The sequence below is a fragment of the Pseudomonas sp. NY15463 genome, assembly GCF_048068415.1.
In the GTDB taxonomy this organism is placed as follows: Bacteria; Pseudomonadota; Gammaproteobacteria; order Pseudomonadales; family Pseudomonadaceae; genus Aquipseudomonas; species Aquipseudomonas mosselii_C.
In genome coordinates this window covers 283,375-306,640 of record NZ_JBLUQD010000008.1, presented here as the reverse complement: position 1 = coordinate 306,640, position 23,266 = coordinate 283,375, and the positions used below count along the sequence as shown (strand labels likewise).

At 50.6% G+C, this 23,266-nt stretch carries 22 protein-coding genes and 1 tRNA gene; 17 read left to right on the top strand and 6 right to left on the bottom strand.

The window, feature by feature from the left end:
• Window positions 1-43 precede the first annotated feature (43 nt).
• The 7 genes from pheS (at window position 44) to ACNFIC_RS21310 (ending at window position 7,053) form a co-directional block, all read left to right on the top strand.
• Entirely contained in the window at window positions 44-1,060 is a 1,017-nt protein-coding gene (gene pheS, locus ACNFIC_RS21340; RefSeq protein WP_138221012.1) for a phenylalanine--tRNA ligase subunit alpha, read from the top strand.
• Window positions 1,061-1,091: 31 nt separating this feature from the next.
• The gene (pheT, locus tag ACNFIC_RS21335) at window positions 1,092-3,473 is read left to right on the top strand and encodes a phenylalanine--tRNA ligase subunit beta (protein WP_416781903.1); all 2,382 of its coding nucleotides are present in this window, start codon (window positions 1,092-1,094) and stop codon (window positions 3,471-3,473) included.
• Window positions 3,474-3,477: 4 nt separating this feature from the next.
• The gene (gene ihfA, locus ACNFIC_RS21330; RefSeq protein ID WP_009394049.1) at window positions 3,478-3,780 is read left to right on the top strand and encodes an integration host factor subunit alpha; all 303 of its coding nucleotides are present in this window, start codon (window positions 3,478-3,480) and stop codon (window positions 3,778-3,780) included.
• Window positions 3,761-4,117 carry a MerR family transcriptional regulator gene (locus ACNFIC_RS21325; protein ID WP_138221014.1) on the top strand — a complete coding sequence of 119 codons (357 nt, stop codon included), beginning with the start codon at window positions 3,761-3,763 and terminating at the stop codon, window positions 4,115-4,117. The genes ihfA and ACNFIC_RS21325 overlap by 20 nt, the downstream gene beginning before the upstream one ends.
• A gap of 99 nt (window positions 4,118-4,216) precedes the next feature.
• A tRNA-Pro gene (locus tag ACNFIC_RS21320) sits at window positions 4,217-4,293 on the top strand.
• 460 nt (window positions 4,294-4,753) lie between these two features.
• The gene (locus tag ACNFIC_RS21315) at window positions 4,754-6,109 is read left to right on the top strand and encodes an Eco57I restriction-modification methylase domain-containing protein (protein ID WP_416781901.1); all 1,356 of its coding nucleotides are present in this window, start codon (window positions 4,754-4,756) and stop codon (window positions 6,107-6,109) included.
• The gene (locus ACNFIC_RS21310; protein WP_416781900.1) at window positions 6,106-7,053 is read left to right on the top strand and encodes a BsuBI/PstI family type II restriction endonuclease; all 948 of its coding nucleotides are present in this window, start codon (window positions 6,106-6,108) and stop codon (window positions 7,051-7,053) included. The genes ACNFIC_RS21315 and ACNFIC_RS21310 overlap by 4 nt, the downstream gene beginning before the upstream one ends.
• 90 nt (window positions 7,054-7,143) lie before the next feature.
• Here the strand turns inward: ACNFIC_RS21310 and ACNFIC_RS21305 are convergent, their stop codons facing one another.
• The 5 genes from ACNFIC_RS21305 to ACNFIC_RS21285 form a co-directional block, all read right to left on the bottom strand.
• On the bottom strand, window positions 7,144-7,845 hold the full coding sequence (locus ACNFIC_RS21305) for a GTPase (RefSeq protein WP_416781899.1): 702 nt from the start codon (window positions 7,843-7,845) through the stop codon (window positions 7,144-7,146).
• A gap of 3 nt (window positions 7,846-7,848) precedes the next feature.
• Entirely contained in the window at window positions 7,849-8,712 is an 864-nt protein-coding gene (locus ACNFIC_RS21300) for a GTPase family protein (protein WP_416781898.1), read from the bottom strand.
• 105 nt (window positions 8,713-8,817) lie between these two features.
• Window positions 8,818-9,180 (bottom strand): histone-like nucleoid-structuring protein, MvaT/MvaU family, encoded by a 363-nt coding sequence (locus ACNFIC_RS21295; protein ID WP_416781896.1) that lies wholly within the window; start codon window positions 9,178-9,180, stop codon window positions 8,818-8,820.
• 12 nt (window positions 9,181-9,192) lie between these two features.
• Window positions 9,193-10,185: a hypothetical protein gene (locus tag ACNFIC_RS21290; protein WP_416781895.1), complete on the bottom strand. Its 993-nt coding sequence runs from the start codon at window positions 10,183-10,185 to the stop codon at window positions 9,193-9,195.
• An 83-nt stretch (window positions 10,186-10,268) separates the two neighbouring features.
• The gene (locus ACNFIC_RS21285) at window positions 10,269-10,805 is read right to left on the bottom strand and encodes a hypothetical protein (RefSeq protein ID WP_416781894.1); all 537 of its coding nucleotides are present in this window, start codon (window positions 10,803-10,805) and stop codon (window positions 10,269-10,271) included.
• Between the two features lie 443 nt (window positions 10,806-11,248).
• Here ACNFIC_RS21285 and ACNFIC_RS21280 point away from each other — a divergent pair, with 443 nt between their 5' ends.
• Window positions 11,249-13,732, top strand: coding sequence for a hypothetical protein (locus ACNFIC_RS21280; protein ID WP_416781893.1), 2,484 nt, complete (start codon window positions 11,249-11,251; stop codon window positions 13,730-13,732).
• 296 nt (window positions 13,733-14,028) lie between these two features.
• Complete coding sequence (locus tag ACNFIC_RS21275; RefSeq protein WP_416781892.1) at window positions 14,029-14,772, top strand: DUF4055 domain-containing protein; 744 nt, start codon at window positions 14,029-14,031, stop codon at window positions 14,770-14,772.
• 331 nt (window positions 14,773-15,103) lie between these two features.
• Here the strand turns inward: ACNFIC_RS21275 and ACNFIC_RS21270 are convergent, their stop codons facing one another.
• A complete protein-coding gene (locus tag ACNFIC_RS21270; protein WP_416781891.1) occupies window positions 15,104-15,574 on the bottom strand; it encodes a hypothetical protein in 471 nt (156 codons plus the stop codon).
• A 437-nt stretch (window positions 15,575-16,011) separates the two neighbouring features.
• Between ACNFIC_RS21270 and ACNFIC_RS21265 the strand changes: the two genes are divergently transcribed.
• The 8 genes from ACNFIC_RS21265 (at window position 16,012) to ACNFIC_RS21230 (ending at window position 23,088) form a co-directional block, all read left to right on the top strand.
• A complete protein-coding gene (locus ACNFIC_RS21265; RefSeq protein WP_416781890.1) occupies window positions 16,012-16,401 on the top strand; it encodes a hypothetical protein in 390 nt (129 codons plus the stop codon).
• 153 nt (window positions 16,402-16,554) lie between these two features.
• Window positions 16,555-17,172 (top strand): hypothetical protein, encoded by a 618-nt coding sequence (locus ACNFIC_RS21260; RefSeq protein WP_416781889.1) that lies wholly within the window; start codon window positions 16,555-16,557, stop codon window positions 17,170-17,172.
• 76 nt (window positions 17,173-17,248) lie between these two features.
• Complete coding sequence (locus tag ACNFIC_RS21255; RefSeq protein ID WP_416781888.1) at window positions 17,249-17,548, top strand: hypothetical protein; 300 nt, start codon at window positions 17,249-17,251, stop codon at window positions 17,546-17,548.
• Entirely contained in the window at window positions 17,535-17,804 is a 270-nt protein-coding gene (locus ACNFIC_RS21250; RefSeq protein ID WP_416781887.1) for a hypothetical protein, read from the top strand. Before ACNFIC_RS21255 ends, ACNFIC_RS21250 begins: the two co-directional genes overlap by 14 nt.
• Before the next feature lie 46 nt (window positions 17,805-17,850).
• Complete coding sequence (locus ACNFIC_RS21245; RefSeq protein ID WP_416781886.1) at window positions 17,851-17,997, top strand: hypothetical protein; 147 nt, start codon at window positions 17,851-17,853, stop codon at window positions 17,995-17,997.
• 111 nt (window positions 17,998-18,108) lie between these two features.
• Window positions 18,109-18,618: a hypothetical protein gene (locus ACNFIC_RS21240; RefSeq protein ID WP_416781885.1), complete on the top strand. Its 510-nt coding sequence runs from the start codon at window positions 18,109-18,111 to the stop codon at window positions 18,616-18,618.
• A gap of 319 nt (window positions 18,619-18,937) precedes the next feature.
• Window positions 18,938-20,713 carry a DUF262 domain-containing protein gene (locus ACNFIC_RS21235; protein ID WP_416781884.1) on the top strand — a complete coding sequence of 592 codons (1,776 nt, stop codon included), beginning with the start codon at window positions 18,938-18,940 and terminating at the stop codon, window positions 20,711-20,713.
• Window positions 20,710-23,088 (top strand): DUF262 domain-containing protein, encoded by a 2,379-nt coding sequence (locus ACNFIC_RS21230; RefSeq protein WP_416781883.1) that lies wholly within the window; start codon window positions 20,710-20,712, stop codon window positions 23,086-23,088. The genes ACNFIC_RS21235 and ACNFIC_RS21230 overlap by 4 nt, the downstream gene beginning before the upstream one ends.
• Window positions 23,089-23,266: the final 178 nt, after the last annotated feature.

The window sequence follows — 23,266 nt, the reverse complement described above, 5'->3', positions numbered from 1 at the left end:
GCCTTCAAAAGCTCTTCCCCTATTTCGTATCTGGAGTCTGTACATGGAAAACCTGGACGCGCTGGTTGGCCAAGCCCTCGAGGCCGTGGAACGCGCTGAAGACATCACTACCCTGGAACAGATCCGGGTCCAATTCCTCGGCAAGAAAGGCGAGCTGACCCAGGTGATGAAGACCCTGGGCAATCTGCCAGCCGACGAGCGCCCCAAGGTCGGCGCGCTGATCAACGACGCCAAGGAACGTGTCACCGAGGTGCTCAACGCACGCAAGGCCGCCTTCGAAGAGGCCGAGCTCAATGCTCGCTTGGCCGCCGAATGCATCGACGTGACCCTGCCAGGCCGTGGCCAGACCACCGGCGGGCTGCACCCGATCACCCGTACCCTGGAGCGCATCGAGCAGTTCTTCACTCACATTGGCTACGGCATCGCCGAGGGCCCAGAGGTCGAAGACGATTACCACAACTTCGAAGCGCTCAACATCCCTGGCCACCACCCGGCCCGTGCGATGCACGACACCTTCTACTTCAACGCCAACATGCTGCTGCGTACCCACACCTCGCCGGTTCAGGTGCGCACCATGGAGTCCACGCAGCCGCCGATCCGCATCGTCTGTCCAGGCCGTGTGTACCGTTGCGACTCGGATATCACCCACTCGCCGATGTTCCACCAGGTCGAAGGCCTGCTGATCGATCGCGGTATCAACTTCGCCGACCTCAAGGGCACCATCGAAGAGTTCCTGCGGGTGTTCTTCGAGAAAGAACTGGCTGTGCGCTTCCGCCCCTCGTTCTTCCCCTTCACCGAGCCTTCCGCCGAAGTCGACATCCAGTGCGTGATGTGTTCCGGCAAAGGTTGCCGCGTGTGCAAGCAGACCGGCTGGCTGGAAGTGATGGGTTGCGGCATGGTCCATCCGAACGTGTTGCGCATGTCCGGTATCGACCCGGAAGAGTACCAGGGCTTCGCCTTCGGCATGGGCGCCGAGCGCCTGGCCATGCTGCGCTATGGCGTCAACGATTTGCGTCTGTTCTTCGACAACGACCTGCGGTTCCTCGCCCAATTCCGCTAGGCCCAATCGACGCAACTTTCAGGAGAACAGCATGAAATTCAGTGAACAGTGGCTGCGCGGTTGGGTAAACCCGCAAGTCTCCCGTGATGAACTGGTTGCCCGCCTGTCCATGGCTGGCCTTGAAGTCGACAGCGTGACCCCTGCTGCCGGCCAGTTCAGCGGCATCGTAGTCGGCGAGATTCTCGCCACCGAACAACACCCGGACGCTGACAAGCTGCGCGTGTGCCAGGTCAGCAACGGCGCAGAAACCTTCCAGGTGGTTTGCGGTGCCCCCAACGCTCGCCCAGGCATCAAGATCCCGTTCGCCATGATCGGCGCCGAGCTGCCAGGCGACTTCAAGATCAAGAAAGCCAAGCTGCGCGGCGTCGAGTCGTTCGGCATGCTGTGCTCGGCAGCCGAGCTGCAGATCAGCGAAGAGAACGACGGTCTGCTGGAGCTGGCCGCCGACGCCCCAGTGGGCGAGGACATTCGCCAGTACCTGAGCCTGGACGACGCCAGCATCGAGATCGGCCTGACGCCGAACCGCGGCGACTGCCTGTCCATCGCAGGTCTGGCCCGCGACGTCAGCGCACTGTACGACGTCCCTGTGTCGCGTCCAGTGGTGCCAGCCGTGCCGGCTGCGCATGACGAAGTGCGCCCGGTCGAAGTCAGTGCCCCAGCGGCCTGTCCGCGTTATCTGGGCCGCGTGATCCGCAACGTCGACCTGAGCAAGCCAACCCCGCTGTGGATGGTCGAGCGCCTGCGCCGCAGCGACGTGCGCAGCATCGACGCTGCCGTCGACATCACCAACTATGTGATGCTTGAACTCGGTCAGCCGATGCACGCCTTCGACCTGGCCGAAATCAACGGTGGTATCCGCGTACGCATGGCCGAGGAGGGCGAAAAGCTCGTCCTGCTGGACGGTCAGGAAGTCGCCCTGCGCGCCGACACCCTGGTGATTGCCGACCACACCCGTGCCCTGGCGATTGCCGGTGTCATGGGCGGCGAGCACAGCGGTGTGAACACCGAGAAGACCCGCGACCTGTTCCTGGAGAGCGCCTTCTTCGAGCCGATTTCCGTCGCGGGCAAGGCTCGCTCCTACGGCCTGCACACCGATGCCTCGCACCGCTACGAGCGCGGCGTCGACTCGCAACTGGCCCGTGAAGCACTCGAGCGCGCCACTGCGTTGGTGCTGGAAATCGTTGGCGGTGAAGCCGGCCCTGTGGTCGAGGCCGTGAGCGAGCAGCACTTGCCGAACATCGCGCCGATCACCCTGCGTGATGAGCGCATCACCCAGATGCTTGGCATGCAGATGCAGGCGGCCCAGGTCGAACAACTGCTCAATGCTTTGGAGCTGAAAACCAGCGCCAATGGGGCAGGGGCGTGGACCGTCAGCGTGCCGAGCCACCGCTTCGACATCAGTCTGGAAGTCGACCTGATCGAAGAGCTGGCCCGCCTGTATGGCTACAACAACCTGCCGGTCCGCTACCCGCAGGCTCGCCTGGCCCCGCAGGCCCGCCCGGAGACCCGTGGCGAGTTGCCGAACCTGCGTCGCCTGCTGGTTGCCCGTGGCTATCAGGAAGCCATTACCTATAGCTTCATCGATCCGAAACTGTTCGAGCTGTTCACCCCTGGCGTCGAGCCGCTGCTGCTGGCCAACCCAATCTCCAGCGACATGGCCGCCATGCGTGCCTCGCTGTGGCCGGGCCTGGTCAAGGCGCTGCAGCACAACCTCAACCGCCAGCAAGACCGCGTACGCCTGTTCGAAAGCGGTCTGCGTTTCGTCGGTCAGTTGGGTGATCTCAAGCAGCAACCGATGATCGCTGGCGTCGTCACCGGCAGCCGCCAACCCGAAGGTTGGGCCAACGGTCGCGATGGCATCGACTTCTTCGACGTCAAGGCCGACGTAGAGGCCCTGCTGGGCTACTCCGGTGCGCTGGGTGACTTCACCTTCGCTGCCGGCAAGCACCCGGCCCTGCACCCCGGCCAGACTGCACGCATCGAGCGCGACGGCAAGGAAGTCGGCTACCTCGGCGCCATTCACCCGGAGCTGGCCAAGACCCTCGGCCTCGACCGTCCGGTGTTCGTCTTCGAGTTGGTGCTTGGCGATGTCGTAGAAGGTCGCCTGCCCAAGTTCAGCGAACTGTCGAAGTTCCCGGAAACCCGTCGCGACCTCGCGCTGATTGCAGGGCGTGACGTGGCGGCCAGTTCGGTGCTTGAAGTCATTCGTGACAATGCAGGCGAATGGCTCACGGACCTCAGGCTGTTTGACGTCTACCAGGGTAAAGGTATTGATCCTGATAGAAAAAGCCTGGCCGTCGGCTTGACCTGGCAGCATCCATCGCGCACTCTTAATGACGATGAGGTGAATGCGACCTTGGTAAATATCCTCACCTCGCTCGAACAAAGGTTGAACACCACGTTAAGGAAATAACGGTATGGGTGCTCTGACGAAAGCTGAGATGGCCGAAAGGCTGTACGAGGAGCTGGGACTCAACAAGCGAGAGGCCAAGGAGCTGGTCGAGCTGTTTTTCGAAGAAATTCGGCACGCGCTTGAAGACAACGAGCAGGTCAAGTTGTCCGGTTTCGGCAACTTCGACCTTCGCGACAAACGCCAGCGGCCGGGCCGCAACCCCAAAACCGGGGAAGAGATCCCGATCACCGCACGCCGCGTCGTCACCTTTCGTCCAGGGCAGAAGCTGAAAGCCCGGGTAGAGGCCTATGCTGGAACCAAGCCATAACGACGAGCTGCCCCCCATCCCGGGCAAACGCTACTTCACCATTGGTGAAGTCAGCGAGCTTTGTGCGGTAAAGCCGCATGTGCTGCGTTACTGGGAGCAGGAATTTCCGCAGCTCAATCCGGTGAAGCGCCGTGGCAATCGGCGGTATTACCAGCGCCAAGACGTGCTGATGATCCGCCAGATCCGCGCACTGCTGTATGACCAGGGCTTCACCATTGGCGGGGCGCGTTTGCGTCTTTCCAGTGACGAGGTCAAGGATGAGTCCAGCCAGTATAAGCAGCTGATTCGGCAGATGATTACCGAGTTGGAGGATGTGCTGGTGGTCTTGAAGAAGTGACCTGATTGCCGATGAGTGGAAATTTTTGAAAAAAAGCTTCCATTAATCAGAAGGTTAGGTTAGATTCTTCACCGTTCTCAGCGGTATCGAGAATGATGTCGGGGCGTAGCGCAGCCCGGTAGCGCACTTGCATGGGGTGCAAGGGGTCGAGTGTTCGAATCACTCCGTCCCGACCAAAATACTCCAAGAAATCCAAGCACTTACGGGTGCTTGGATTTTTTTATGCCCCTAAAATTTAGGGTCCAGCATATTTAGGGTCCACATAGGGTCCATCGCTCCAGAAGGTTCCTCCGCGCTGATTTGGTTTCGCAGCGAAAGCGATCATTTATCTCGGCAATGCAGCGGAGGCTTGCTGCACACCCATGGTCGATTCACGTATGCTGAGACCATTGCAAGGTGCGTCTTCGGTCACACCAATAGACTTACTCATCGCGGAGCTTGCTGTGGAAACGTTCAGAATACAACTGGGCTTGAGCAGAGGCTGATGCGGCTTACGACGGCTATCAATTACGCATGACCAGCATTATGTCCTTAGATCACGTCGATTCCGTACGTCGTGAGGTTGCCCCCAAAACTGACAGGAAGCTCAAATCTGCCTTGGGGCAATTCATGACTCCGTCTAGCGTGGCGAGATTCATGGCCAACATGTTTCCGCCAAGCATCGCTGAGGCATGCCGCTTGCTCGATGCAGGTGCGGGTGTAGGTGCGCTCTCGTGCGCATTCTTGGACCGGTGGAAGGCTGGTGAGCATGATTTTCAACAGGTCCAAGTTACTGCGTATGAGATAGATGACAAGCTTAGAGGGCATCTGGTTGAACACCTGGCTGGATACGCAGGTGTGACTTCAAGCGTTATTGCGGGCGACTACATCGAGCTGACGGCCACGCCAGATTTCGTCTCGCCGGGCTACACGCATGCGATCCTCAATCCGCCGTACAAAAAGATCAACACTCGTTCTGCTCATCGCTTAGCTCTGCGAACTGTGGGTATTGAGACCGTAAATCTCTATTCGGCATTTGTGGCGCTTGCTGTCGCTCAAATGGCGCCTGGTGGCCAGGTTGTTGCGATCATTCCGCGCAGCTTCTGCAACGGCCCGTATTACAAGCCTTTCCGAGAGTTCGTGCTTGAGCGCGCTGCAATTCGTCACATTCACTTATTCAACTCTCGTAGCACTGCATTCAAAGATGATGAGGTGCTTCAAGAGAACATCATCATCCGCTTTGAACGTGATGGTGAGCAAAGAGATGTGACAATTACGACATCGACTGATGACAGCTTCAGCGACATCGCTAGTCATGAACACGCCTTCAATCGTATCGTATTTGAGGCAGATCCTGAGCAATTCATTCATGTACCTACATCTCTCGAAGAGAGCGCGATTGAGCGCTCCAGTGTAGCCTGCTGCTCTCCTGAGGATGTTGGAGTGAAGATTTCTACTGGACCAGTAGTTGGGTTCAGGATGCGATCTCAGCTGCGGGAGCTTCCGGAGTCCGGCACCGTACCGTTGCTTTACCCCAACCATTTCAGCAGCAATGGTCTGGGTATCGTATGGCCAGGAGAAAGCCGCAAAAAGCCCAGCGCGATTTTACGTAACGACGAAACGGAGAAGTGGCTTTATCCGAACGGCTTTTACTGCCTTGTGCGTCGTTTCTCATCGAAAGAAGAGAAACGTCGTATCGTGGCCAGGGTGCTAGCCCCGTGTGAGATTGGTGACAGCCCGGTTGTGGGGCTGGAAAACTACTTCAACGTCTTTCACGATAAGAAAAAAGGACTCCAGAAGGAGCTTGCGTACGGCTTGGCCATCTACTTGAACAGTACGGCTGTTGATCAGCAGTTCCGACGATTTAATGGGCACACGCAGGTCAATGCAACGGACTTGAAACTAATGAAGTACCCAGGTCGCGAAACGCTCATCATACTTGGTTCTTGGGCACTTGAGCAAAAAGAAGTCAGTCAAGAGTCCATAGATAGGAAAATGGAAGAAATCCTGTGAGTGTAAAAAAACAGTACGTCGATGACGCTAAGCAAATTCTGTTATCTCTTGGCCTACCAAAAGCACAACGCAATGAACGCTCAGCTCTTTGCTTGCTTGCGCTCTTAGATATGACGCCTGGTAAATCCTGGCAGGATGCTGGAAGTCCACTCCTCGGGATCACACCGATCATGGGGTGGATGCGGGAGCACTACGATAAAGTATACGCTCCAAATAGTCGTGAAACCGTTCGCCGAAAAACTATCCATCAGTTTTGTGATGCTGCCTTGGCGGTATGCAATCCTGGCGAGACCAAGGCAATAAATAGCCCGAAATCTGTATATCAGATTGAGCCATCTGCGCTTGATTTGCTGAGGACTTTCGAAACAGATGAATGGCATGATGCACTCGCAAAATACATGGCTGGGCGTGAAACGCTGATTGCTCGGTATGCGAAGGAGCGTGAGCAAAGCATGATTCCCGTTGAGATAGCTCCTGGTAAAGAGATCAAATTGACTCCTGGTGAACATAGCGAGCTAATTCGAGACATTATTGAAAGTTTCGCTCCTCGATTTGCGCCAAATAGCGTCCTTGTCTATGCTGGTGATACTGGTGACAAAATGGGGTACTTTGATGCGGCGCTACTCGCGAGTTTGGGAGTGGAAGTTGACTCTCATGGGAAAATGCCAGACGTTGTTCTTCACTTCACACAGAAGAATTGGCTTTTGTTGGTAGAGTCAGTCACAAGCCATGGTCCTGTAGATGGCAAGCGCCATGCAGAATTGGCTAAGTTATTCAAAGGGTCTACAGCAGGTCTCGTCTACGTTACAGCATTCCCGAATCGCGCTATCATGAGTCGCTATCTCGGCGAGATTGCATGGGAAACTGAGGTTTGGGTCGCCGATGCTCCCTCCCATTTGATTCATTTCAATGGCGTGCGTTTTTTGGGGCCGTACGAAGAATAGTTTTTCTCTTCAAGTATTTGAAGCTCTGTGATGCCGGGCTTCTTCGTGACTCTTGCTTTAGTTGGGTTGGCTGTCGGTAAACAGATTGCTTTACTCAAGCAGCGCAACCCGAACAATCTCATCAGATAAGAACGACATGTTCCATCCAGTCTCTGCTGAGTATGGAACCACCGGGTTTTTTGGTAAGAATTTATCCATAACCTCTCGTAGCTTCAAACTTATATTTTTAAGCTGGTCAGAGCTAGGGGTAGGGCTTATTTTTCTATTGAGGGGCTCAATTTTGTCGCACTGCCCGAGAGCGTAAATCACCTTTTCTTTCATTCTTGGTGTATGTATTAGTTTGGCAGTCATGTGCTCATCAATCGAATAGTCGCGAGTGTCTGCTCTAAGCACATGTACTATTACTGAAGCGTAGTCAAAAAATTCAGAATACAATTTAAGGTATTCATTATCGCGCTCTATGTTTTCCCCTACACCCGGCAGATCTCCAAGTGACAGCCAATGATTGTTTCCAACGTGAAATTCGAGGCATTGGCATACTCGGGTACAGGCGGCTACTTCGCTAGTTTCAAGAAGCTTCTTCCCGAAAAGAGCGTTAACAGTAGTAGACTTTCCATAACCCGATTTTCCCACAAACAGAATCATCTTGTCGTAGGATCCCTCCTTTGTGGTTTTATCAACCCACTTATGCCAACCCATACCATTCGCGGCATTTAGTTTCCCAAATGCCGGGTATTTGGTGCGAAGCTCTGAGATGTCGCCTCGGTGTAAGCGATATTTGGTTATGCCCAAGAATCACCACCAGCTGAAAATTTTACTGATAATCTTGGATATTGCCTTCACGATGGTTTTGGCTACCGGCGCTATAGGAATAATGTCGGTAACAACATTGAATACTGTTTCAAGGAATCCGTCTTTGGCTTCAGACTTAGAGTGTTCGGATCGAGTGTCTGCTTTTACCGCGTCCAAAACGATTGCTTTTTTGTCTGCTGGAAGCAGCTCAACAACTCGGTCAACTAAATTAACAAGTCCGTAACGCTCGTTTGCCGAAACAGGAATTACACAAGACAGAGGCAAACCAAATATTTCGGCTACGTTTTTGCGTTTTTGCTCAATGTTTGCCGCTTGCTTGGCACCTGGTTGATTGACAGTTTCATCCCACTCCCTGAACGGTTCAATCTTATCAATCTGATTAAGCACAACAACGAATGGACGCCCTTTTTCAACATAAGGTCTTACGAGATTTTTATAAAAAGTCTCATCGGACGAAAATGCCCGATCATCACCCTTGATTACCCACAGTACCAGATCAAGCTCAGGCAGTAGTGAACGATAGAGATCAGCATATTCTTTGTCTCGATCATTGCTTTCACCAACGCCAGGCACGTCGAGCAGCTTTATGCCTTTTCCTCCAAGCTCAAGAATTACTTCCTGTGGCTTTCGTGTGCATCCTGCAATGTCACTAATTTCACAAACATCTTTTCCAAATACAGCATTGCACAGGCTCGATTTCCCTGCGCCAGTCTTTCCAAATACGCCTACTGCTGGCTGATAGCTTAGAACACCACTAATGCGTTTTAGGATCTTGCCAACGATGTCGGCGCCTAGTTTGCCTTCCTGCTTTAGTGCATCTTCAAGAAACTTGTCATGAATAGTCATTGCAATGATCCCTATTGTAAATTATTTCCCGATGAATCTTATAAGCATCAACGTGTTGGGCTTGGCCCTTTGATACGACCCCTTAAGCCCAAAAGCTATTAGACGTTAGTCCTGGAGCCAAGACTCAACGGTTTCAGCACCGTACTGCGATTTCCACTCTTTGAGCAGTTTGTGGTTACCACCCTTGGTTTCAATTCGCTCGCCGTTGTTGGGATTGAGGTACACCTTAACCTGGCGTTCACGGCGCGGCTGACGAGCAGCAGGTGCGGCTCGCTCTGGACGAGCATGCGGATCAAGGATCAGCTTCACTTCGCGCAGAGAGAAACTGTATTCACCCAACAGGGCGCGCAGCTTTTGCTCGAACTCGATTTCTTTCTTAAGGCCATCATCATTTTTTAGCGCGTCCAGTTGAGCTAGCTGCTCAGCGAGCTGTGCTTCGAGTGCTTTGAATTCTGCGAGTTTGCTCATGATTTTCTCTATTCAGTTGCTGCTATCAGCTGAAAATTCGATTGAGTCGAATGCTTTGATTTTCTTTGCTACAGATTTTTTACGTGCTTCGATCTGCTCGGGCGACATCGTAATATAGTTATCTTGATAGTCGTTGAAAAGATCTGCTTCAACCTTAAGCTGATCTTCAACGACGGCAAGATCCCTTTTGAGCATAATCAACGCCGGGCCTAGGGCGGTTTTGATTTGAAGGCGGAGGCGGGTGGCTCGGTCGCGAAGTCGCTTCAAGTAGCGGAGCTGGAGATGCACGAGATCAAGCTTGTTTTCGCCATCGGTGATCTGGGCACGGCAATGGTCGATGATGCTAGTAAAGTACGCATAGCGTTCATCGTAAGACTTCTTCGGACGACCCATCGCCGGCGTCTGATCATCCTCAGAATCGGCATGACGGGCTAGATCGCGGCGCTTATAAAAAGCAGTGTGCATCTGCCTGTCTAGAGTGCCAAGGATGTCCTTGGCTGGCCTACCGGCGTTATTGTTGCCGTGCATGGCACGCAGAGCTTCGATGTCAGAAGGCTCAGCGTCAAACTCAGATTCTGTGTCACGTAGCTTCTTTAGTTCAGTGTCACGCTCTAGCTCCAGGCGAGCGAGTTCAAGCTCCTTGGGCATCTTGGGCTTGCCCGGAGCCAGTCGCTTGTCAGATTCAGGAAGGGCGTTCCAGGCTTCTTCAGTGAAGCCCTGTGGACGGAACAGGTTCAGCTTCTGGCGCACAGCTTTGGCTTCTACTGTGCTACCAGCCTGCTCAAGCGTGGCCACTTCACGTGCAAACGCGAGGCGTTGGTTGAAAGTGCTCAGGAGCAGGGTGGCCTCGGTGTCATCAGCGATGTGATGGCCTGATTCTTCCGTCAGCTGAAGCTCAAGGTCGCCGCAGTTCTCAAAGAGCCGAGCTACCAGGCGGCGCTGTTTTTCTAACGGATCAAGCTTTGGCCTTCCTTGTGATTTTTTCCTTGACGAGCTTCCTTCCATGTAAATCACCTTGACAAATCTATTAATTTCCGGCATAATATTAACTTGGAGAAACGGATTGTCAAGGAATGACAATGGAGCTGTCAGGCCGACAGCTTGGTGCGGGGGCGGTACTGGCGGTTCCGCTCAACGGACTGAGCTTTCCAATACGCCCTGCCTTCATGGATGAAGCAAACCAAGTCGGCAGCAAGGTAACGGATGTCGTGGCAGACGCAATGGAATGGCAGCACGGCAAGGAACTGCCGCTTTGAGCGCCAAATTTGCAGAGAAGCTTTTGAGATACCGAAAGCCAGGGAGGCCTCAAGGGTTGTCAGCATCGTTGACGGATCAAGGTCAGGAATAGGAGAGTCACTGAACAAAATGTCGATGCGTGGGAATTTATGCAGTTTCCCAGTTCGCTTAATACTTTTGCTTTCTGCAATTGCCAGGATGTCTTCTAGTTTATAAAAGACGCTCTTTGAATTGTTGCGCACGTGCGGTATAAGGACGTTACTGCCTTTTTTCGTACGCCAGTTTCGTAGCGTTCCTTCTGCTCTATCCAGATGCTCTGCTGCTTGCTTTTCACTAAGCAGCATAGTGGTGTTTGTTAGTGCTCGCTCTTTAATAATTCGTTGTTTCATAATGATATCCATATCTGCGCCTATATTATTTTATTATAGCACGAAAATATTAGAAGTTATGCGGGCGCAGATTTTTTACCAGCTTCGCTGAAAGGGACCAGTAGTTAGGGTTCTGGTAGATAGAAGAAGAGGCCCAATAAGCTAACCGCTGGATAGATTCGCCGTAGGCGGTTAAAAGTCAATAGTATTTACATCAGATCACTTCTCAAGTTGTTTATTTATAAAAACAGATATCTGATCCGATGTAAATGTGATTGTCGCTGGGTCAGGTCTCTTGGTTATCTATATAAATAGAAGAAGTGATCCGATGTAAATATAATTGGCAAAATATTTTTAATCATTTACATGTTGCATGTTTAAATCGTGATAAATGGTGTTATTATATAAGTGTGCAAGAAAGCACTGCTTTGCAGAGAGCATGGCTATTAGAAAAGGTTTATATAATGAACATCATCTACAAAAATACAAAGCTGGAGCATCAGCTCAATGAAATAAAATCAAAGTACGTCTTCATTTCTACCAGTGAGCTTGATCTTGGCTACACCATAGCGATGGTGAGCGAAGAAAATTTTGCAAATACAGTAAGACTGTACGCAGAAGATAAAGACCGTACGGCAATCGTCTGTCTAACCGCCGCAACATATGAAGCTCGCCTCAGCATCGCCAAAGATTGCAAAACCGGTGTGCTGTTTCTCAATGAAGAAAGCCCGGCACAGAGCACCTGCTTATCCAGCCTGGCAGGTTACTCCGGCTACGAACTAGACAAATTGGCAGCTGAAATTGGCGCAGAAATCGACATCAAGCGATTCGTGATGACTGTTGCTCGCGAAGTGCCATTCTCTCTATCGAGAGAGCAGGCTCAGCAGATCGTTACTGATGCTGCTGGCTATGATGCAGCCAGTGCTCTGGAGCTGCTCGACAAAGTTCTGGATAACAACATAATCAACTTTAAGCGCTTGAAACAAGTCAATATTAACGACCAAATCATCATAAGCGAACTTAAGGCAGTTCGCCCAGGTTCCGAAGCAACAGCTGAGCTTATAGCTTATGGAGAGAAAATCTACGCCCAGGGCGGGATTCACGTTCTCGAAGCGGGACTTGGTTTCGGCAAAACTCAGCACACCATCCGTCCGATCATTCAGTCTGCAAAAGCCGATGGGAAAAAGACAACACTGCTGACTCATCGGGTGTCCATTTCCGGGTCTTTCGATGACATCTGTGCCCAGTACAGTGATGCAGCAATTGCAGGTAAAGAAGACAAGCTCGAAAGTCTGGCACTCGTTGTGAACTCAGCTAACCAACAGCGCTTTCAGCTCCACACAGAGCAAAGTGATGTGCTGATCATCGACGAGGGCTCACAGGTGATCGCTCACATCCTGCAAAAAGACTTCAAAGGCGACCGCCGTGGCTTGTTCCATGAGCTGCTGAAGCTCATCAAGAACGCACGGCTTGTTCTCGTTGCTGATGCTTTTATAAGTGATATTTTAATTAAATTCCTCTGCCTAGCCGGTAGAGAAATCAATTTCACTAAAGGCCGGGTAGACAACTCACAGAACGAAATCGTTTTGTCAGAGATCTCAACTGCCCAGCGTTTGATCATTGATGATGTAGCTAATGGCATTAAGCCGATGATCGGTCTCGACAGCAGAAAAGAAGCTGAGGCTATGGCGAGCTACATTGTTAAAAAAAACAAAAAATCTCTTCTGGTAACACAGAAAACAAGAAGCTATCCAGAAGTCATGGCGTTTTTTAAAAATCCTAACGCAGAAATCAAAAAATACGATACGCTTGTGTATAGCCCGTCAATGCAGTCTTCAATCAGCATCACAGAAAAGCATTTTGACACGCACTATTGCCTATTTTTTGGTGTGATCGGTATTGATGACGCGAAGCAATTCACTCGTCGCGACCGTACAAACAAGAAAATGGTTGTGGGTGTTTCAAAGCAGGCTCGCATTCAACTGGATAAAGCTGAGCTGATCAATGAGTTTTTCGCTAGCGATGACTATGTTTTCGATACTATAGCGCTCCCATTCTATAAAAATGACGCTAAAGAGAAAAATAACATCAGAACAAACCTAGCTCTGGCTTTTGAATTAGATGGTTACAAGATCACCAGAATCGCTCCAGGTGCTGACGACGAAATTGCTTTCACTACATTCTCAAGCGAAAAGCGTTCGGTAAAAGAATATGTTGTTAAATCAACGCTCGAAGCTGCAAAAAAAATCATAGAAACTGCTGATTTTGAAGAATTTGCAGAGCCCCAAAGCGAAGAACAGCGCTTCCATAATGATGCCCTGGCGGCTTCGAGAATGCTTGGAAAGCAAGTGTCTGCGATTACACCAGATGACGTAAGCTTCTATAAGGAGGGTAGCGGTGCCGTACAACTGATGAATGCCCGCTGCTGCTTCCTGAACGCCCAACAGTTCAAAGAATTTGCAGATCATGCAGAGAACGAAAAAGGACGTGACTACAGGTCACTTGCAGGACGCAGAGCCTTTTACATGAAGTTTATGGAAGCTTTGGGTTTGGTTGATGGTGATGAAATTCTGACTAACGAAGCAATGAAAGCTGCTGCGGAACTGGCAGTAAAAAGCAGAGATTCCCTTGTAGGCTATGGCATTCTAGGCAAAGCAGCAAAATGCAAAACAGCTAACGAAATCAACGCAACTGTGAACGCCGTTCTGAAGTCAATCGGGCTGTCAAAAGCACGTGCTAAAAAAGACGGCGGGTATGTCTATCGCTTGACCAGATCCGGGTTCTTGCAAGTCATTTCTTACATTGATAAAGACCGACATGACAAGCTAACTGGTTCTCACAAAAATCTTGAATCTATGCAGAAATTTGCGGGCTTCCTGTTAAACATCGGTAGCTTGGAAAAATACACAGAAATTCACGGAAAAGACTCGCTAAGCACAATTTTCTAAAAATTTGTGCTATAATAAAGGTGTGAAGGCAAGAGATTGCTTTCATACTCTGCGAAGTAAAACAGTTAGCCTCGCCCGGTTTAATTCCTTTTCCCGGCGGGGCTTCTTTTTGCCACCAAACAACCCGCTTCTGATGATTTCTTGTATATTATGTGATATAATATATAAATGTGGAATAGGTTATTGTAGGGATAGATCCGGGCAAAAAAGAGCAATCGCGATTTTACGCGAAGATGGATCGTTGCTTCATCTCTATGACATGCCATTGACTGCGACAGGCAAGGAAGGCTGGGTCGATGCGCGGAAACTGGCAGGAATGCTGGCTGGCCGATGCGGCAAAGCGGTCATCGAGAAGGTTGGGTACGTCCCAGGTGATGGCGGGCTCGCGGCGTTCAGTTTTGGTGAGTCTGCCGGTGCTGCAAGAGGCGTGGTTGAAGCCTTGGGCTTCGACACGATCCTGGTCCGCCCTCAGGAGGGGCGCCGCCTGCATTGCCTCAAAGGGGCTGATACCCATTGTCTTCGGCTCTGGCATTGACCAAGACGCCGAAATCAAGATCGGCGTCGAACATGCCATCCTCGGCAGCGACCTCAAATTCGTGGAACACACCGGGGCAGCCATCGGCGCCGGCAGGCAATCGCTGCAAGACATAGAAATCAGGATGCAAATCTACGGCTACGAAATGCTCGCAAATCGCGGTGCAGCTGAGACAGCTACTGGCCGTAGTTTGCAAGCAAATGATAACAACTCTCATATTTCTGAGGTTGCCCAGAGTCTCCAAGATGCCCTCAAGAAGGCGTTCTGGTTCTTGGGTAAATTCAACCTAATCAGTGACTTGCAAGAGGACGTCTCTGTTTGCACGGACTACGGTGTGACGATCACTGTCGAAGAACTGAATGCTCTATCGACGGCCAGGCAAATGGGGGACCTGAAACATCATGACTACCTGAAAGAGCTGAAAAGACGGGGCATTCTGCGTGCTGATTTCGACATCTCAGCGAATGATGATCGGCTACAGCAAGAGGTGCCGCTAGTGAGCTGAGGTGTGCCAGCAAGTCACCATGGTGACTTGGCATCACTCGCAAAACTGACCACCATGTCTTCGATCTTAGCCAGCGACAGCTGGTCACCATGGTGACTTTGCATCACTCATCAGGCTGGTCAACAAGCCTTCGATCATGGCCAGTGACAGTTGGTCACCATGGTGACTTGGCATCGCTCACCATGCTGGCCACCAAATCTCCAATCATGGCCAGCAACAGTTAGTCTCCATGGTGACTTCGCAGCACTGTGTAAAAGGACGACAGATGAAAGAGTTTCTGCAAGCTCAGCATGGTGACTACATGGCATTTTGGTGATAAGGCGGAAATGTTCTATTCTCCAGTCTTAGTCTCGGCCGGGTCTTTTACTGTAAGTTCTTTCTTAGACTTCTTTAGCTGCTTTGTTTCAAGTTGGTTTTCAGCGTAGAATGCCGCCGCCGAAATTATCATAAATACCGCACCGGCAAATGGATGGAATGCTGCTATGGACAATGCTATCGCGATTACAGAAATGAAGCAGAATCCAAGAAGTAAAATCCTGCTGGGTATAGGAAGTATATCTCTAGGGCGGGGCATGACTGCATAGCAACCGAACAGAAAAGTTAAAACAGGAATTGATACTGAAAACAGTATGACTGCAAATGAAAGAGATAAATTAGATAGCGAGTCAGGCTCCCTTAGGGATGGCAGTAACTGAATGAGAATGGCAAGGTTCGTAGCTGCTAAGCCGCCAGAAATTACCGCTCCAACTCTATTGCTCTCATCTCTTTCAATTTTGTCATGCGGCTTCTCTTCTGCGCTCATTAGAGATCCTCCGGCATATTCCTTCCACGGTAGCATCGCAATCAAAAAAGTCGAGCCTCTATTGTGTTTAGACGAGCAAGCGCGAGCACGGCTTCAGCCGTTTGTTTGTCATCAACCGATCAGCAGATGCTCTGAAACGCGCCAGAGATGGGTTTGTGGTCAAAGAAGCAAGTGAGGGGGTTGGGAAGGCCGGAATCGGTTGATGACAAAGAAACCGGCGTTGCCGAAGCCGACCAGCGGGTTTACCTGCCAAGCCACTTCTCTTAGTTTTAATGCCGAATTCCTCACTAACGCCAGATTTCTTATTCAAAAAGGAAATGCGGTCGTTTCTTCACGAAATTCGGTGGCTCAATATTTGAATATGGTGCATGAGATTTATATAATATAAGCATGAGCTAAAAATTTTAGTCTAACCTATAAAATAAAAGGAAAATAAAATGAGCAATGAATTTGACGGGTATAGAATTTTTCTTGAGAGACAGGGTAATGCAGTTGATGCTGCTGTAGCTCTTGATGTGAGAGTAGACGACTTCCATACTCAAAAATATGATGTGTTGCGGGCTTGGTTCTGGGTAGATGAATGCGGTGGATTAGATGAAATTGATAGAGCTGTGTGTCATTATTTAAATGGCTATGAAGAAAAGCTGGTTGAACTTGTTAAGAAGGCTTTCAGTGAACACGACAAAACAGGCTATGACACTGAAACAGATCAGGATGCAGCATACTATGCTTTGGAATATGACACAGTAATTTGTGCAAGCTCACCCGAGCTACGGCAAGAAGTGGTAAATCAGATAGTTGAAAATGACGGGCATTACGAAAGATAAGAAATATAAAGTAAATCGAGGTGATACGAGATTTTTTCTTAATATATGCTATAATAAGTGTATCCAAGGAAGGGAAATTCCTCATGGAAGAGCCGATCGTCACGGATGACATATATATTAATCTTGGGGATCAACGAGTCCGGGGACCAGACCTTGGTTAACGAGGGCTTCATCGGACGCAAATTCGGCTTCGACATCTACTCCGACGTTCAACCACCAACCCACTTCGCTGGTACGGCCTCGTCTGTGGATGGAATCGTCACTACTGGGATCAACCTTGCCGGTTCGCCAGTTCTGCGTGTTGCCGGTGTAGACGAGGGTGCCACATTCGTGCGCGGGGACATCATCACCATCGTAGGTGGATACAGTGTTTCCGTTTCCGTTTCCGTTTCCGTTTCCGTTTCCGTTGCTGTTGCTGTTGCTGTTGCTGTTGACGTGACTGCGGACGCCTCCGGCAACGTAGAGGTCCCGGTTGTTGGCGGACTGAAGATTCCCCTGATTGCGGGCACCGCCGTTGAAGTCGCAGGGACTCACAACGTCGATCTTGGGTTTACCCCGGCTGCTTTCATGGCTGCCTTCCGTACTCTTGAGACCCCAGCATCAACTGGTAGAACAACGATCTCGACTATTAGCGATCCGATCACCGGTATCCCATTGCGTCTGCTGACTTGGTACGAGAGCAGCACTCGCTCGACGCACAGGTCTCTTGAAACCTTCCTGGGCGTCAAAACCATCGATCCCGTCCGCGCTGTGCGCATGGGCGGTCACTGATTCGAGTAAATCCCACCAGATCCAGCTGCCGCGCTCTGCGGTGGCTGGCTTCTGGAACAGAATCAAGGAGGATTCGATGTCACGCCAAACCATACAAACGCACGAGCTGCGTCATCCAGAAACTGGCCATAAAGTCTTTGCCGACATTGGCAGCCGCTCGTTCATCCACTTCCTTAGTCTCGGCTACAGCTACCCGGAACACAATGCCACAGGCACTATTGAGATCCAGCCTAAACCTTTTGATTTCCAAGATCACGGCCTGGCTTCGGCATCTGTAGATCCTGCCGTATTAGCCGTGGTCGCTTCTGCGCAGAGGAAGCCGAGAGCCAGGTCCAAAGCAAAACCGGAGGCAGAAAATGGTAATGACAACCATTGACCGGCACGGCGAGTCCCTTCAGACCATCCAGCCTGACCGCACGCTCACCGCTGGTCCCATTCAGCTGCAAGCTGGTGTTCCTTTGTCACCAAACAATCTGCTCGGAGACGGCGCGGTGTACCTGTTCTGCAAGTCGATTATTCATGTCAGTTCAGCCGCGAGGGTGATGAAGCCGATGCCTGGTCTGCACCCTTTGATGCCCGTGCAGGCGCGTTACTGGCATGCGTACCAGGTGAACGGATCAGCGTGCTGTTGATGGAAGGTGAAGCGGAAAATCTCGTCTGGATCTGCGGAGTACGGTGATGCTGATCGAGCTGAGCAGGTTGCTATCGCCAGGTAGGTATTTAGACCAGGATGGTGTTCCCGCTGATGCTGTGGTCACGGATGAAGGTGATCCAGAGGCCACAGACGACGGTGGTTTGGTGCGGTTTGAGCATGCTGAAGAGTGAGCCCGCTTAGAGAGAATTTCGCGATATCGCTAAGAAAGCAGGTAGGTATTCGCAGGTAGGTTTTAGCAGCTCAGGTTTTGCTGTTTATTAAGTTCAAGGAAGAACAAAATTATGAAGACACCATCGCAGTTAGCGCCTTGGACCGGCGATCTCGGCATGAAAATGCATGCGCATAAGCCTGGCTCCAGCGAATCTGTAACTATAACCGATATCAACTCGCTGATAAGTGTCGATGGATCACTAAAATCCGGCGATATTATTCTGCGGCCAGATGCGGCATATCGAGTAAATTCACCGGATGGCGGCGGCATTGGAGAAAATTACTCCAATGTTGAGTACGCGCACGCTCTGAAATGCAACGGCCATAAGCATCTTCGTGAAGACCGCCCGGCACTGGCTGAGGCCTTGAGCTTCCTCCAGCTCGGCAACGCACTGACCGGCTTCGGACTAGAAATCACGCTGGATACAGGGCTCCAGGAGTGCCAAAGCACTGTCGCTGGCATGCTGACGATCAGGGGAAATTACTTCAATTTGACGAAGCTTCCACCTGGATCAAACCTCTACAGCGTCCGAAGCTGGGAAATTGCACCTGACTTGACCAAGCGTTTGCATTCGACTTGACCAGCCATTTGCATCCGATGTGACCAGCGCACGGGTACGTCTTGACCGGCAGGAATCGACCCAAAGCGGACTCTGACCAAGGGGAGATGCTCAACCCTAGTAGTCCCTGGCCGTTCTATATTTCTCGGTGCTTCAGGGCATGGTTTTTAGCATTCACACTAAGCGCCTGTACATAGGCACCGAAATTTTACCTGTATGCATAGTCATGCTGGCTTGATGCCTCCAAAGTGGATAGGGTTAGCTGGCTAATGGCTCGCACGCCTCGAAAGCCATCTTAAATCGCTAAGAAAGACCTGCCAACCGGAAGGACCCCACTGATATGACCGAACAGGCCATCACCTTAAAGACTGTCAACGAATTGCGGCTAGATGGAGAAGGAAAACCTCAGCGCTATTTTATTGCTGCATACCAACGCGGGTACCGCTGGACGCCGTTGCAGGTGACGCAACTGTTGGAAGATATCCGGGAATTCAGCAAGCGCCGTAATCCTCAGCCTGAGGACTTTTATTGTTTGCAGCCGCTGGTGATGCGTGTCTGCGAAGAGGGTGGTTATGAGGTGGTAGATGGTCAGCAACGCCTTACTACCCTGATGCTAATCCTACGCCATTTCAATGAGCGGCTTACCGAAAGATTCCGGCAACCGGTGTTTAGTCTCGAATACGAAACAAGGCCAGAGTTGCTGAAGTTTCTTGATGAGCCTACTGTAGAGCTGGCAAATAAGAATGTGGACTTCTTTCATTTGAAAATGGCCATGGATGCCATCGAGGACTGGTTCGCTGATAAGGATGACGAGTTTGAGGAAATCAAAGCTTCGTTTCAGGGAAAGGCTAAGGTCATTTGGTACGAGATTGCAGAGACCGAGCACCCGGTAGATGTGTTTACCCGGCTTAACGTCGGGAAGATTCCGCTGACCAATGACGAGCTGATTCGTGCCTTATTCTTAAAACGCTCCAGTGGCGAACAGGCCGAGTACCTCAATCTGCAAACTCAGATTGCCTACGAGTGGGACCACATGGAGAAAGCACTCCAGGCGGATGCGTTCTGGTACTTCGTCAGTAATGACCGTGATCGTGCGCAGAACCGCATCGGCTTATTGTTCGAACTGGTGGCCAGCGCTGAAGGTATTCCTGAAGCGTTCAAGCATGATCCTTATGGTGTATTTTTTGCATTTGGCACGCGATTGAAGCAGGCAGATGTCAGTCTTGAGGCTGAATGGCGCAAGATCAAACAGACTTTTTTATTGCTTGAGGAGTGGTATGAGGATCGTGTGCTTTTTCACATGATTGGTTATCTGGTCAGTGAAAATATCGCAATTAATACTATTCGTGAGTTGTCTTATAGCTGCTCTAAAAGCGGATTTCAAAAACGGCTTCGACAAGAGATTTTTTCCAAATCAATTAGTGCGAGTGTGACCTGGCCGTTGAGCAGTCAGGAAGTTCGTGAGCAGGTAGCCGATAGGCTGGATACCCTCAAGTACCCATCTCTCAGAATTAAGTCACTTCTACTGTTATTTAATGTGGCAACACTTCTGCAAAACACTCAGTCGAACCTTCGTTTTCAGTTCGATAGTTTTAAAGGTGCGAGCTGGAACATTGAGCATGTCCGCTCCATTACGGGCGATAAACCTGAGCGTCATCATGAGCGAGTCAAATGGTTGGGCAATTGCCTGAGCTACCTGGAGTCGAGTAGCGCTGAGCCGGAGCTTCAAGATGGCATCAGAGCGTTTCTGGCGCTGCCTCAGATAGATGCCAGCAACGATATTTTTGACCCACTGTATGACAGAGTTCTCGTCAATTTCAATGAGAGCCTTGACGAGTCAGCCGATCACAGCATCTCCAATCTTGCCCTGCTCGATGAATACACCAACAAGAGCTACAAAAATGCGGTTTTTGCCGTGAAGCGGCAGAGAATTTTGCAGTTGGATCAGGCGGGTATTTTTGTGCCCTTGTGTACCCGTAACGTATTTCTAAAGTGTTACAGCCCAGAAGTCGGCAACATGATGTTCTGGAGCGAAGAGGACAGTAATGGTTATCTTGAAGTGATGAAAAATACGTTAGCTGATTTCTTCGGTGGCAACACGGAGCGTGGACAATGAGTGCATTGGGTAGCCGGATTAATTTCAAGCAACTGCTGGATCGCCATGGCAGGGTTTGTATTCCCATAATTCAGCGTGACTATGCGCAAGGCCGCCCAGAGGAAGAAGAGGTGCGCCAAGAGTTTCTTCACGCGATCAAGGGGGCTCTGGATAAGCCAGCGGATGATCCCTCGTTACCATTCAATCTTGACTTCATCTACGGCAGTGTAGAGGGAGATGAGACCACACGGTTCTTGCCGCTTGACGGTCAGCAACGACTAACTACGCTCTTTCTTTTGCATTGGTATCTGGCTTGGGTTGATGGGAAATGGGAACGGTTCTCCGATATGCTCATAGTCGGGAGTAAGTCGCGCTTTTTCTATAGCGTGCGCCCCAGCAGTAACGAATTTTTTGATGCTCTCGTCAGTTTTCTGCCGGGTGAGGACGCAACGGATGTTGCTTCGCTCAGCGCCTTGATTACCGATCAGCCTTGGTATTTCCGTAGCTGGCGTTTAGATCCCACTATTCAATCTGCGCTGTTCATGCTGGATGCCATCCATGTTCGTTTCTCCTCTACCGCTGATCTGTTTGAACGATTGGTCAGTGAGCGTCAACCGGCTATTACTTTTCAGTTACTTGATCTAGAGAATTTTGGCCTCTCCGACGATTTGTATATCAAGATGAACTCGCGCGGAAAGCCGCTTACGCCATTTGAAACCTTCAAGGCCCGCTATGAGCGCGAGTTGAAATCGCAATTTGTGAGCCGTTCATACGAATTTGCAGGGGCAGCACACTCTGTTGCAGAGTACGTTGCCTGGCGTATGGATAATGCGTGGGCAGACCTTTTTTGGGCCGCCCGTGACAAATCAAACAATCAGTTCGACAGCGCTATCATGAGCGTATTTCGAGCAGTTGCCCTAGTCACCAGGAGTCCGGAAAGCCACCAGTACTTGGAGGACATAGAGCGCTTGCGGCAGAGTGAGCGCGTGCCAAGCTACAATGATTTCCATGCGAGAAACTGGCTGGATGAGGATTTCACGCTGTCTGTCATTGCGCTACTCGACGCTTGGAGTGGCGGCAATGAAGGGTTTAAAGCACATTTGCCTGAAGACCATCCTTTCGATGAGCGTGCATTTTTCCAGAAAGTAGCTATTTCCAGAAAGTTACTTTCGTACACTGAGATAATTCAGCTTTCCGCTTATGTATTATTCTTGCGAGTCAATGAAAATACATATGAGGATGCGCATCTCCAAGACTGGATGCGAGTCGCATTCAATCTCGCAGAGAACACTGAGTACAACCGTACAGAAGATCTCCAGAGAAGCATGAGCAGCCTGCACGAACTGCTGCCTGACTCGAAAGACATACTTGGGTATTTGGCTGATGCGGACTCGGCGGTTTCCGGTTTTTTCAAACAACAAATCGAAGAGGAAAGGCTGAAAGCTCAACTGATACGGGCGGACGCTCGTTGGTCAGAGTGTATCTATCGTGCTGAAGCACATGTTTATTTTCGTGGCCAGATAGAGTTCCTGCTCAGCTTCTGCGGTATTGAGACTGGGGCTCAACCTCAAGACTGGAGCGACGGACAGCATCGAGAGGCGCAAGAAAGGTTTCAAAAGTACCTCGCCAAAGCGTCCACCATGTTTGACGACAGAGGCTTGAGGACGTTACCTGATTTCATTTGGGAGCGTGCCTTGCTTTGCGTTGGCGATTATTTGCTACCTAACGGGAGGAACTATTCATTATTAGTAAATTCATCTACCGATACAGCCAGCTGGAAACGTTTGTTAAGAGGGGCGGGTGAGTATGCATTTACGCGCAGAGAGCTTTTAAAACAGCTACTTGATTACATTGATCCTACTGCTAATCTCGAGGCGCAACTAAGTAATTTAATTGAGGGTGCAAGGGAGATAGATCCATGGGTCGAAGCACTTATCCAGACGCCACAGGCTTTGGCTTATTGTCGATCTCGCTGCCTCCGATTTGATCAAGTAACTGACCAAATTTACCTGCTGAGTAAGACTCAGATGAATGGCATGCATGCCGAGCTTTTCAGTTATGCGCTCTACCACAAGCTGAAAGCTGATGTAGTCAGGCTTGAGCCTTTTGAGTTGCTGTATTACTCAGAGGTCAGTGGCTCTGAGGCGGAGCCGTGTTTCTACCTTTCGCTCACAAAAGATGAAGTATCCTTGCAACTATCCGTTCGATTCGATCAGGGCCAGTTTGTCGTTGCCCATGAAGGTTTTGGGTTAGATATTCAAGAGAGTGAGAAAGAAGTGCTTCGTGACCTAGGGTTTATGGCGGAAGATAACATGCAAGTGTGGCACGTTGATCGTGAAGATATTGAGTCATGGCTTCTAGAGTTGGCTGCGTCCACAGTGAGCGGTGAGGGTTGAGATGTAGCCGATTGCTGAATTGGCCATTAGTGAATGCAGTGCTGAGCAGCCACATAGGTCATCAAAGCTATGTGGCTGCTTTTGGCCGAGTGCAGGCGGTTACGGTCGTCCACTTTGGGTCGATTACTGCTCCATGCGACAGGCCGCTATGGGTCGACTCCTGCCGGTTAAGACGTAC

What these genes read in the sequence shown, in the direction of transcription:
- ACNFIC_RS21285 (WP_416781894.1), bottom strand. Translation starts at nt 10,805, where the DNA reads ATGAAACAACGAATTATTAAAGAGCGAGCACTAACAAACACCACTATG.
- ACNFIC_RS21235 (WP_416781884.1), top strand. Translation starts at nt 18,938, where the DNA reads ATGACCGAACAGGCCATCACCTTAAAGACTGTCAACGAATTGCGGCTA.
- ACNFIC_RS21295 (WP_416781896.1), bottom strand. Translation starts at nt 9,180, where the DNA reads ATGAGCAAACTCGCAGAATTCAAAGCACTCGAAGCACAGCTCGCTGAG.
- ACNFIC_RS21255 (WP_416781888.1), top strand. Translation starts at nt 17,249, where the DNA reads ATGTCACGCCAAACCATACAAACGCACGAGCTGCGTCATCCAGAAACT.
- ACNFIC_RS21265 (WP_416781890.1), top strand. Translation starts at nt 16,012, where the DNA reads ATGAGCAATGAATTTGACGGGTATAGAATTTTTCTTGAGAGACAGGGT.
- pheS (WP_138221012.1), top strand. Translation starts at nt 44, where the DNA reads ATGGAAAACCTGGACGCGCTGGTTGGCCAAGCCCTCGAGGCCGTGGAA.
- ACNFIC_RS21315 (WP_416781901.1), top strand. Translation starts at nt 4,754, where the DNA reads ATGGCCAACATGTTTCCGCCAAGCATCGCTGAGGCATGCCGCTTGCTC.
- ACNFIC_RS21230 (WP_416781883.1), top strand. Translation starts at nt 20,710, where the DNA reads ATGAGTGCATTGGGTAGCCGGATTAATTTCAAGCAACTGCTGGATCGC.
- ACNFIC_RS21300 (WP_416781898.1), bottom strand. Translation starts at nt 8,712, where the DNA reads ATGACTATTCATGACAAGTTTCTTGAAGATGCACTAAAGCAGGAAGGC.
- ACNFIC_RS21290 (WP_416781895.1), bottom strand. Translation starts at nt 10,185, where the DNA reads ATGGAAGGAAGCTCGTCAAGGAAAAAATCACAAGGAAGGCCAAAGCTT.
- ACNFIC_RS21250 (WP_416781887.1), top strand. Translation starts at nt 17,535, where the DNA reads ATGACAACCATTGACCGGCACGGCGAGTCCCTTCAGACCATCCAGCCT.
- pheT (WP_416781903.1), top strand. Translation starts at nt 1,092, where the DNA reads ATGAAATTCAGTGAACAGTGGCTGCGCGGTTGGGTAAACCCGCAAGTC.
- ACNFIC_RS21240 (WP_416781885.1), top strand. Translation starts at nt 18,109, where the DNA reads ATGAAGACACCATCGCAGTTAGCGCCTTGGACCGGCGATCTCGGCATG.
- ACNFIC_RS21245 (WP_416781886.1), top strand. Translation starts at nt 17,851, where the DNA reads ATGCTGATCGAGCTGAGCAGGTTGCTATCGCCAGGTAGGTATTTAGAC.
- ACNFIC_RS21275 (WP_416781892.1), top strand. Translation starts at nt 14,029, where the DNA reads ATGCGCGGAAACTGGCAGGAATGCTGGCTGGCCGATGCGGCAAAGCGG.
- ACNFIC_RS21280 (WP_416781893.1), top strand. Translation starts at nt 11,249, where the DNA reads ATGAACATCATCTACAAAAATACAAAGCTGGAGCATCAGCTCAATGAA.
- ACNFIC_RS21270 (WP_416781891.1), bottom strand. Translation starts at nt 15,574, where the DNA reads ATGAGCGCAGAAGAGAAGCCGCATGACAAAATTGAAAGAGATGAGAGC.
- ACNFIC_RS21325 (WP_138221014.1), top strand. Translation starts at nt 3,761, where the DNA reads ATGCTGGAACCAAGCCATAACGACGAGCTGCCCCCCATCCCGGGCAAA.
- ihfA (WP_009394049.1), top strand. Translation starts at nt 3,478, where the DNA reads ATGGGTGCTCTGACGAAAGCTGAGATGGCCGAAAGGCTGTACGAGGAG.